10 protein-coding genes are annotated in these 9,531 nt (G+C 68.7%); 4 read left to right on the forward strand and 6 right to left on the reverse strand.

Annotated elements, in window-relative coordinates; all coding sequences use genetic code 11:
* Positions 1 to 9: 9 nt before the first annotated feature.
* Positions 10 to 708 (reverse strand): TetR/AcrR family transcriptional regulator, encoded by a 699-nt coding sequence (locus ACFU4Z_RS29920; RefSeq protein WP_379069528.1) that lies wholly within the window; start codon positions 706 to 708, stop codon positions 10 to 12.
* 221 nt (positions 709 to 929) lie between these two features.
* On the opposite strand from ACFU4Z_RS29920, the gene ACFU4Z_RS29925 reads away from it, so the two are divergent.
* From ACFU4Z_RS29925 to ACFU4Z_RS29935, 3 genes are all read left to right on the forward strand, one after another.
* On the forward strand, positions 930 to 1,541 hold the full coding sequence (locus ACFU4Z_RS29925) for a GNAT family N-acetyltransferase (protein ID WP_379069531.1): 612 nt from the start codon (positions 930 to 932) through the stop codon (positions 1,539 to 1,541).
* Positions 1,542 to 1,608: 67 nt separating this feature from the next.
* Positions 1,609 to 2,709, forward strand: a complete 1,101-nt coding sequence (gene gcvT, locus ACFU4Z_RS29930) for a glycine cleavage system aminomethyltransferase GcvT (protein WP_379069534.1) — start codon at positions 1,609 to 1,611, stop codon at positions 2,707 to 2,709.
* A 341-nt stretch (positions 2,710 to 3,050) separates the two neighbouring features.
* Complete coding sequence (locus ACFU4Z_RS29935; RefSeq protein WP_379069537.1) at positions 3,051 to 4,151, forward strand: branched-chain amino acid aminotransferase; 1,101 nt, start codon at positions 3,051 to 3,053, stop codon at positions 4,149 to 4,151.
* Between the two features lie 383 nt (positions 4,152 to 4,534).
* Here the strand turns inward: ACFU4Z_RS29935 and ACFU4Z_RS29940 are convergent, their stop codons facing one another.
* From ACFU4Z_RS29940 to ACFU4Z_RS29960, 5 genes are all read right to left on the reverse strand, one after another.
* Positions 4,535 to 5,248: an MBL fold metallo-hydrolase gene (locus ACFU4Z_RS29940; protein WP_379069540.1), complete on the reverse strand. Its 714-nt coding sequence runs from the start codon at positions 5,246 to 5,248 to the stop codon at positions 4,535 to 4,537.
* A gap of 109 nt (positions 5,249 to 5,357) precedes the next feature.
* The gene (locus ACFU4Z_RS29945; protein WP_379069543.1) at positions 5,358 to 6,107 is read right to left on the reverse strand and encodes an adenosylcobinamide-GDP ribazoletransferase; all 750 of its coding nucleotides are present in this window, start codon (positions 6,105 to 6,107) and stop codon (positions 5,358 to 5,360) included.
* 31 nt (positions 6,108 to 6,138) lie between these two features.
* Positions 6,139 to 7,365 (reverse strand): nicotinate-nucleotide--dimethylbenzimidazole phosphoribosyltransferase, encoded by a 1,227-nt coding sequence (gene cobT, locus ACFU4Z_RS29950; protein ID WP_379069546.1) that lies wholly within the window; start codon positions 7,363 to 7,365, stop codon positions 6,139 to 6,141.
* 90 nt (positions 7,366 to 7,455) lie between these two features.
* On the reverse strand, positions 7,456 to 8,028 hold the full coding sequence (locus tag ACFU4Z_RS29955) for a bifunctional adenosylcobinamide kinase/adenosylcobinamide-phosphate guanylyltransferase (RefSeq protein ID WP_379069548.1): 573 nt from the start codon (positions 8,026 to 8,028) through the stop codon (positions 7,456 to 7,458).
* A 106-nt stretch (positions 8,029 to 8,134) separates the two neighbouring features.
* Positions 8,135 to 9,121 (reverse strand): helix-turn-helix domain-containing protein, encoded by a 987-nt coding sequence (locus ACFU4Z_RS29960; protein ID WP_379069551.1) that lies wholly within the window; start codon positions 9,119 to 9,121, stop codon positions 8,135 to 8,137.
* A gap of 86 nt (positions 9,122 to 9,207) precedes the next feature.
* Here ACFU4Z_RS29960 and ACFU4Z_RS29965 point away from each other — a divergent pair, with 86 nt between their 5' ends.
* Positions 9,208 to 9,369: a hypothetical protein gene (locus ACFU4Z_RS29965; RefSeq protein ID WP_379069554.1), complete on the forward strand. Its 162-nt coding sequence runs from the start codon at positions 9,208 to 9,210 to the stop codon at positions 9,367 to 9,369.
* Positions 9,370 to 9,531: the final 162 nt, after the last annotated feature.

Raw genomic sequence — 9,531 nt, forward strand, 5'->3', positions numbered from 1 at the left:
GGGCACAGGTTATTCGGTGAGCGGCGGGTGGCGCATCGCGACGCCGTCCAGCAGCAGTTCGAGTCCGGTCTCCAGCAGTGCGTCGAAATCGAGATCCAGGCCGGTGGGCGCGTTGGTGAAGAGTCGGTGCAGCACTGGCCGGGTGCCCGGGTCCAGGAGTTCCGGGAGCTCGCCGTGCAGCGCATCCGACCAGGCGCGTGGTTCCACACCGCCGATCCGGTCCGCCCGCTCGGAGCTCCACAGCAGTGCGAGGCCCTGGACCAGACCGGAGACCGATAGGTAGATCGCGAGCATCTGCTGCGGCGGCAGACCGGGGCGATCCAGGGCCGACAGGGTGCGTTCCACGATGTCGAACAGGGCAGGCCCCAGCGGTGGGCGGGTGCGGGCGAGGACTGTGAGCATCCACGGGTGCCTGCGGTAGAGCCGCCATTCTTCGTGTGCCTCGTGCGTGAGCTGGGCTCGCCAGTCCGTCGAATGCGCCGGAGGTGGCGGGATTTCGGCGAGCACGAGTTCGGCCATCGCGGCGAGCAGTGCCTCGCGGTCGGGAAAGTGGCGGTACAGGCGCGCTGTAGCGATACCGAGGTCGCCTGCCAGGCGGCGCATCGAGAGCCCATCGATGCCGTCGTTGTCGGCTACCTCGACGGCGGCGCGCACGATGCCGACGGTGGTGAGGCGGGCGGGCTGCGCGGTGCGCCGCGGCGCGGTCACAGCATCGCGGCGTGACCGGTAGGCGCGGGCCTGACACGACCGCGAGCAATAGCGGCGGCGGCGGCCCTTCCTCGGCTGCGGGAGCTGCGCGCCGCAGGTCGCACACGTCATCACGGGTCCCCATTTCGACACACGAATCAGTGTGACGAAATGCTAGCAAAACCCCTGTGCTGTCCCTACCTTGGCGAAAACACACACTGTTCCGAGCGTGAGGACAACAGATGGAAACAACGTTGACCGTCCGGCGAGGCGACGTCGGCCGACGCGATGCGCTGATCGAGGCCTTCACCGCGGGCTGCGTCGACGAGGCGGTGAGTGCATGGGTGCTGGAAGGGTATTCGGTCGAGCAGTTCCAGGCCGGCTACGTGCCCACCCTGATCGACAGCGCATTGCGTGAGGACGAGGTATGGACCGCGGGGCTCGGCGACGAGATATGGGCGGTGTCGGTCTGGCAGGCTGTCACGTCGGTGGCACGATTCGAGTCCGAAGCCACCGAAGCCAGGGAACGCGCCGACGCTCTGCCCGACCTGCGTCCGCTACAGCGCGCAGCCACCGTGATGGAACTGCTCGCAAGGGAACATCCGCGAGAGTTGCCGCACCGCTATCTCCAGGTGATCGTCACGGTGCCACATCATCGCGGCAAAGGCGCAGGCGCCGCGATCCTCGGCGACCGGTTGAAAGCCGCCTCCGATGCGGGCGTCCCGGCATTCCTGGAAGCCAGTACCGAGCGTTCCGCCCGTCTGTACACCCGCTGCGGTTTCGTGCGTGACAGCGTGACGCACCCACTGCCCGAGGGCGGACCGACGTTGATCCCGCTGTGGTTTCGAGGCTGACGAGGCAACCCGGATCAACAGCAGGCACGGAGCCGGAGGGCGAATCCGACCGGGTTAAGCTCCCGTGGTGACCGATACGAACCTGCTGCAAGGCCCGATCCATGGTGTTCACGTCGAGCTCGGGGCGAGTTTCGCGCCGTTCGGCGGGTGGGAAATGCCGGTGTCCTACGCGGGCACGGTCGCCGAGCATCAGGCCGTCCGCACGACGGTCGGATTGTTCGATGTCAGCCACCTCGGCAAGGCGGCCGTGCGTGGTGCAGGCGCTGCCGAGTTCGTGAATTCGGCGCTCACCAACGATCTCGGCCGTATCCGTCCGGGCAAGGCGCAGTACACCCTGTGCTGTGCGCCCGACGGCGGTGTGATCGACGATCTGATCGCCTACTACGTCAGCGATGACGAGATCTTCCTCGTCCCGAATGCCGCCAATACCGCCGCGGTGGTCGCCGAGCTGCAGAAGGCGGCGCCCGAAGGCATCACGGTGACCGACGAGCATCGCGAATACGGGGTGTTCGCGGTGCAGGGACCGCGTTCGACCGAGGTGCTCGCCGCGCTCGGGCTGCCCACCGGCATGGAGTACATGGCCTACGCCGACGCCGAGTGGGATGGTCGACCGGTTCGGGTGTGCCGCACCGGCTACACCGGCGAGCACGGCTTCGAACTGCTGCCTCGCTGGGCCGACGCCGAGCCGCTGTTCCGTGCTCTCGTCGAGCAGGTGCGTGCCGCCGATGGTCAGCCCGCCGGTCTAGGCGCCCGCGACACCCTGCGTACCGAAATGGGTTATCCGCTGCACGGACATGAACTGTCACTGGAGATTTCGCCGGTGCAGGCGCGCACCGGCTGGGCCGTCGGCTGGAAGAAGCCCGAGTTCTGGGGTAAAGCCGCACTGGAGCGGGAGAAGTCGGCGGGCCCACGCCGGATCCTGTTGGGCCTGAAGGCACTCGACCGCGGCGTGCTGCGCCAGGGCCAGACCGTGCTGCGCGACGGCGAACCGGTCGGCGAAACCACTTCGGGCACCTTCTCACCCACCTTGAAGATCGGCATCGCCCTGGCGCTGCTCGACACCGAAGCCGACCTGCAGCCCGGCACCGAGGTAGAGGTCGACGTCCGCGGCCGCCGCCTCCGCTGCGAAATCATCCGCCCGCCCTTCGTCGAAACCAACACCAAGTAGGACCGCGTCGGCGGCGAGCAGGTCGTCGCATTCACGGGATGTCGGGGTCCGAGCCGCCCTTCGTCGAAACGGGCGCTTCAGCGGTGTCCGTACTGCCGAGGCGCAGGCTGGATGATCGGGCCGCCGGCTGCTCGACGGTGCCGGATCGGGTGGTTCGGATCTGTGTGGTCCGGGGTGTGGGACCGCCGGGACGCAGTGCGGCAGGATCGGGCGTTCGTGCACCCGGTGCACGGCGTGTCGGGTGACCAGGCTGCTCTGTGATCGAGCCGAAAACGGGATGTCCGCGCACGCATGCGGAACAGGCGTACACCGGTGAATCGGTGCCCGATAGGATCAGGCCCATGACCGTCGCCGCACAGTTCACCCGTGTTCCGCATCCCGCGCCCACCCCGGCGCAGCGGGTACAGGAGATCCTCGCGGCACCCGGGTTCGGGCGCTTCTTCACCGACCACATGGTGTCGATCGACTACACCGAGGGCGAAGGCTGGAGCAACGCGCGCATCGAGCCGTATGGGCCACTACCCCTGGACCCGGCGACGATGGTGTTCCACTACGGCCAAGCCATCTTCGAGGGTCTGAAGGCCTACCGGCAGAGCGACGGCAGCATTTCCTGCTTCCGCATCGATGCGAACGCCGCACGGTTCCGCAAGTCCGCGCGCCGCATGGCCATGGCGGAATTGCCGGAGGAGCTGTTCATCGAATCGGTGCGGCAGCTGCTGGAACTCGACGGCGGCTGGGTGCCCGCGGCGGGCGGCGAGGAGTCGCTCTACCTGCGCCCGTTCATGTTCGCCACCGAGGCGGGGCTCGGCGTGAAGCCCGCGACGGCCTACAAGTACCTGCTGCTCGGTTCGCCCGCGGGCGCGTACTTCCCGCGCGGCGTCAAGCCGGTGCGGGTGTGGCTGTCCACCGAGTACGTGCGCGCCGCGCCCGGCGGAACCGGTGAGGCCAAAGTCGCGGGCAACTACGCCGCCTCGCTGCTGGCCCAGGCGCAGGCCTCCGAAAAGGGCTGCGACCAGGTGGTCTGGCTGGACGCCTGCGAACGCCGCTACGTCGAGGAAATGGGCACCAACAACCTGTTCTTCGTCTTCGGCTCCGGCTCGGACGCGCGCCTGGTGACCCCGGAACTGTCCGGTTCGCTGCTGCCGGGCATCACCCGCGATTCCCTGCTCACCCTGGCCGCCGACGCGGGCTACCCGGTCGAGGAACGCAAGGTCTCGGTCGAGGAATGGCGCAAGGGCGCCGAATCCGGTGAAATCACCGAGGTTTTCGCCTGCGGCACCGCCGCCGTGATCACCCCTGTCGGCTGGGTCCGCTCCGCCGATGGCGAATTCGAGATCGGCGGAGGCGAACCCGGCGAGGTCACCATGGCGCTGCGCGACACCCTCACCGGCATCCAACGCGGCACGTTCGCCGATATCCACGGCTGGATGCGCAGCATGTAATCCGCGGACCCACCCGGGGTCCGCAACCCACACCGGCCCATCGTGCCGCCCCACCATCCGCAACTGTGGTCTGCGTACTGCAGCGGAATCCCACGGCCATGTCTCGGCGAGAGCGAAGTCCGCTGGTCACGCTCGCCGCATTGCCCTCGCTGGTCGTGGGTGAGCGGCACACATGGCGGTCGCCACTCGCGTTTCGTCGGATCCATATGCCGCGCAGTTCAACAGAGTTTCCTGCCAGCAGCCGATGAACAGGACATGGCGGAGCTGTCTCTCGCTGTCTGTCGCAGCCATGTCCCGTTGGTCGTGAGCACGAGTCCGTGGGTGGCACACCATGGTGGTCGGTGCTCGCGTTGTCGCGATCGTGTGCCGCTCGAGGTCGGGGGTCAGCTGGGCATGAACATATGCCATTCGTCGAGCGTTTTGGGGCGCATGACGTAGTTGGTGTCTTTGACCGACGCGAGGGGGGCCGAAGGTTCTTGGGAGTACCAGTGGCCGGGGTAGACGATGGGGTTGCCGGGGAGGTCTGCGAGGTAGCGGAGGCTGCGGAACATTTCGTCGGAGTCGCCGCCGGGGAAGTCGGTGCGGCCGCAGCCGTCGACGAAGAGGGTGTCGCCTGCGATGAGGCGGTCGTCGAACAGGAAGCACTGGCTGCCGGGGGTGTGGCCGGGGGTGTGCAGGAGTTCGATGTCGAAGGCGCCGACGGCGACCTTGTCGCCGTGCTGGTGGCCGGTGAGCTCGCTGGGCGCGATACCGGTGACGTTCGCGACCCAGGACAGTTCCTCGGCATTGACATGCACGGGGACACTTGTCTTTTCGAGCAGCTCACGTACGCCGCGCAGGGTGAATCCGAGCATGGTGCCGCCCACGTGGTCAGGGTGGTGGTGGGTGGCCAGCACGCCGGTCATGCGCAGCCCGTCGCCCTCGACGATGTCGACCAGGTCGCCCGCCGCATACGCCGGATCGACCACCAGGCATTCCCCGGTCTCGCGATCGCCGATCAGATAGGCGAAATTCCGCATCTGCGTCGCGATCGGATCACCTACGGCGAAGTCCCGCCCGGACAACAACTGACGAAAATACAGGCGCTCGGAAGACATAACGCACACCTTATTGCCCGGCCCTGACGATTCGTGCGGCACGGCCGGAAAAATTCCAGTGACCCAGACTGTGTTGTCCAACCCCCCGCCCTCGGTCCAACGCGAGCGGTCAGGCGCCGAATGCGAGGGCGGCTGCGGTCAGGGCGACCGAGATCTCCAGGGTGGCGCCGAGGATGTCGCCGGAAAGACCGCCGAATCGCCGGACACAGTGTCCGACCAGCAGGGCCGAGACGGTCAGTGTGAGCAGGACGACGAGGGGGCCGAGCCACCGATAGTGGGGGACGACCGACAGCCCGGCGGTCATCGCGGCGACCGCCCACACTATGACGGTGAGACTGGATTGGGTTCCCGCGACGAGGGCCCCGAATCCGGCGCCGGGTGCGGCGGCGATGCCCTGCCTGCACGCGAGCACCACCACGATCCGGCCGACGACCACCGCGAGAATCACCGCGAACCAGCGCTCGGCCTGCGCCAGTGCGGCGAACGAAAGTGTCTGGATACCAATGGAAAACACGACGGCCGCGACTCCGAAGGGCCCGACGCCGCCGGATTTCATGATCTGCCTCGCGCGTTCGGGCGGTCCGTAACTGCCGAGTCCGTCCATGGTGTCGGCGAGGCCGTCCAGATGCATGCCCCGGGTGACCAGCGCCAGCGCCGCGACCACGAGCAGCCCGGCCAGCGGCGCGGCCGCCCCCGCCCAGATCAGCACCCACAACAGCCCGGCGGCGGCGGCGCCGAGCCCGCCACCGATCAACGGCGCCAACGCAATTGCCTGCCCGGCCGTCGCGCGGTCCACGGTGTCCGGCCCGCGTACCGGCACCACCGTCAGCCAGGAAACCGCCAGCCGCAACTCGTTCATGCGCACCGGCCCGGTAGTGGATGCCTGACGCTCATTTCGTCAGATCCGGCTTCGTATGCGGTGATCGGTGCACCGTGCCGTCGGCGTCGGGGGAGACGCCCGTACCGCTGTCGGAGGCGCCGGAGGGAACTGCGGTGCCCGAGGTTCCCCCCTCATCGTCGCCGTCGGTGTCCGCATTCGCGCCGGATACGCTGGTAGCGCCGTCGTCCGCCGTCGGTTCGGCCGTGCTGACGCCCGCTTCGGCGAACGTTGCCATGTCGGCGAGGGTGGCGACGGCGGCGCGCAGGATGGGGAGGGCGGTGAGTGCGCCGGAACCTTCGCCGAGGCGCATGTTCAGGTCGAGCAGCGGTTCGAGGCGCAATCGGGTGAGAGCCAGGGTGTGCGCGGGTTCGGTGGAGCGATGGCCCGCGAGCCACCAGGCGCTGGCGCCCGCGGCCAGGTCTTCGGCGACCAGCGCGGCGGCGGTGACGACCACGCCGTCGAGGATGACCGGAGTGCGGCGGGCCGCGGCCTGGGCCAGAAAGCCTGCCATGGCGGCGAAATCGGCGCCCGCGGCGACGCGCAGCAGCTCGACGGGATCTTTGGCGACGGGGCGGGCGCGGCGCATGGCATCGCGAATCGCGGCGACCTTGCGCGCCCAGCCGTCATCGTCGACGCCGGTGCCGCGCCCGACCGCGGCGACCGGTTCGGTGTCGGTGAGGGTCGCGATGAGCACCGTCGCGGGCGTGGTGTTGCCGATTCCCATGTCGCCTGCGATGAGCAGGTCTGCGCCCGCGTCGATTTCCTCATCGGCGATCGCGATGCCCGCCGAGAGCGCCGCCTGTACTTCCTCGGTGCTGAGCGCGTCCTCGCGGTCGACGGCCCCGCTGGATCGGCGCACTTTGTGCTTGCCGATCTGCGGATCGGTGTCGGTGTCGACGGAGATATCGGCCACCCGTACGGTCGCGCCCGCCACCACCGCCAGCGCGTTCACCGCAGCGCCACCGCCGAGGAAATTGGCGACCATCTGCGCGGTCACCTCGCTCGGATACGCCGACACCCCGTGCCGCGCGACACCGTGATCGCCCGCGAACACCACAACGCGGGCCCGCTCGAACTGCTTCGGCGGGCACACGCCCTGACATGCCGCCACCCAGTTGCCCAGTTCCTCGAGCCGTCCCAGCGCACCACCGGGTTTGGTCAGCTGCGCCTGCCGCTGCTGCGCTGCCGCCCGAATCTGCGCGTCGGGCGCCGCAACCGGTCCGAATCCGTGTGTCACTGTCGAGCCTTTCGGGGTCAGGGCAGTTCGTTCCTACGCCGCCTCATACTGCCCGCCCAGGGCGCCGCCGCGCACATCGCCCGGTTCCCACTATTTGAGGCGGACAGGCAGGCCCGCGACGATCAGGAAGGCTTCGTCGCACATGGCGGCGAGGCGCTGGTTGAGGGTGCCGATCTCGTCGCGGAACAGGCGACCGGATCGGGTGGCGGGGATGACGCCCATCCCGACCTCGGGGCTGACGATCACCAGCCGGTGCGCATAGGCCTCGACCGCCTCGATGAACGCGTCGGTATCGGGGGCGATGGTGCCGCGCGGGGATTCCCAGGCGGCACTGGCGTCGATGCGTGCGGTGAGCCAGGTGCCGACGTCGTCGATCAAGGTCGCGCCGACCTGGGCAGCGCTGGCCGATTCGGTGAGAACCGCTGTGGGATCAGCACTTTCGACAACGGTCCAGTCGGCGGGCCTGCGGTCGCGATGCCGGGCGATGCGTTCGGCGAAGTCGAGGTCGGCGGGATCGAGGACCGCGGTGGCGAGATAACGCACCGGCCCCGGGTCGGCCGCCAGCCCCTCCGCGAACGCGGATTTGCCGGACCGGGCGCCGCCCAGGACCAATGTCCTGCGGGTGCGGCGCACGCGCCTGGGGGTAGGTGAGCTGTCCGACACGTGCGCAACCGTATCAACGCCGACCGCATCGCGGCTGGTCTGCCCGGCTGATAGGGCCGGGCGCCCGGACCGGTGCGCCCGCCGTCGAGCCGCTGGGGTAGGGCGATTAGGCGCTGTCTGCTTCGGCGGCCGGGTGGCCGCCGAAGCGGCGGCGGTACTCGGTGGGGGCGATGCCGACGATGCGTTGGAAGTGGTGGCGTAGGAGGGCGCCGGAGCCGAAGCCGGCTTGCGCGGCGATGTGTTCCAGGCCGCCGTCGGTATCTTCCAGGAGGTGCTTGGCGTAGAGGACGCGCTGGTTGGTCAGCCATTTCACCGGGGTGGTTCCGGTCTCGGCGGCGAAGCGGCGGGCGAAGGTTCTCGTCGACATCACCGAGCGGACGGCGAGATCGTCGATGGTGTGCGGGAGTTCGAGGTTCTCGCCCATCCATTGCAGCGTGGCGCTGAGGCTGTCGGACGTGCACGCGGCAACGGGGCGCTCGATGAACTGGCGTTGCCCGCCGTCGCGTTGCGGCGGCACCACCATGCGCCGCGCGATGCCGTTGGCGGCGGCGCTGCCGATCTCCCTGCGCACCAGGTGCAGGCAGGCGTCGATGCCTGCGGCGGTGCCTGCGCTGGTGATCAGGTTGCCCTCGTCGACGAATAGCACGTCCGGGTCGACCGTGGTCTCGGGGAACATTTCGGCGAGCTGGTCTACATAGCGCCAGTGCGTCGTGCACTTGCGGCCGTCGAGCAGTCCGGCCGCACCAGCGAGGAACACACCCGAGCAGACCGTGAGAATGATCGCCCCCGCGTCGGCGGCGGCACGGACGCCTTCGACGATGCGCGGATCGAGCCCGGGGCCGAGCAGGGAGGCGTGGAATGCGGGAATCGCCACGAGGTCGGCTCCGCGCAGTTCCGCCAATCCGAACTCCGGCGTGACGGTGACGCCGGGCGTGGTGGAGCGCAGGGGCTTGCCCGGTTCGGCTCCGCACACGCGGAAGTCGAAGGCAGGCAGTCCGTCGGAGGTCCGGTCCAGGCCGAAAACCTCGCAGACGACCCCGAATTCGAACATGGCGAGGGGGCCGGTGGTGACGACGGCGACCTTGGACAGCATGGACTCAGTGTAACTGGCTGAATCTTTACGAACAATGTCAGTACAGCCACTTTCGGCTGAAAGTGGGCGAGCGCAAAATTACTGCCATGATTACTTTCCTCGTTGTCCTTGCCGCCATCGTCGGTTTCGCGCTCGTCATCGCGCGAGATTACGGCCACTTCGGATCGTCGAACATCGTCGACCGCGACGTCCAGCGTCAACAGGCCGAACTGTCCGCGATGTTCGACCGGATGTCGCATCACCGATGAAACTGGGCGAAAACCCGACACTCGCGCTGCCGACAGCAGGCAGCAGACCCGGGCGGCGGGGGGGGGCGGCGCGCCGGCGGGGTGGGGGGGGGTGGGGGGTTTTCACGGAGTTACGCGGACGCCCCCGGTGCAGCCCCGGGCGGGGCGCCCCCAGGCTCGCAG

It is taken from the genome of Nocardia sp. NPDC057440 (assembly GCF_042802915.1).
GTDB lineage: Bacteria > Actinomycetota > Actinomycetes > Mycobacteriales > Mycobacteriaceae > Nocardia.

Bases quoted from the DNA above. Each gene is read 5' to 3' on its own strand.
- ACFU4Z_RS29925 (WP_379069531.1), top strand. From the start codon at position 930: ATGGAAACAACGTTGACCGTCCGGCGAGGCGACGTCGGCCGACGCGAT.
- ACFU4Z_RS29935 (WP_379069537.1), top strand. From the start codon at position 3,051: ATGACCGTCGCCGCACAGTTCACCCGTGTTCCGCATCCCGCGCCCACC.
- ACFU4Z_RS29940 (WP_379069540.1), bottom strand. From the start codon at position 5,248: ATGTCTTCCGAGCGCCTGTATTTTCGTCAGTTGTTGTCCGGGCGGGAC.
- ACFU4Z_RS29945 (WP_379069543.1), bottom strand. From the start codon at position 6,107: ATGAACGAGTTGCGGCTGGCGGTTTCCTGGCTGACGGTGGTGCCGGTA.
- ACFU4Z_RS29960 (WP_379069551.1), bottom strand. From the start codon at position 9,121: ATGCTGTCCAAGGTCGCCGTCGTCACCACCGGCCCCCTCGCCATGTTC.
- ACFU4Z_RS29965 (WP_379069554.1), top strand. From the start codon at position 9,208: ATGATTACTTTCCTCGTTGTCCTTGCCGCCATCGTCGGTTTCGCGCTC.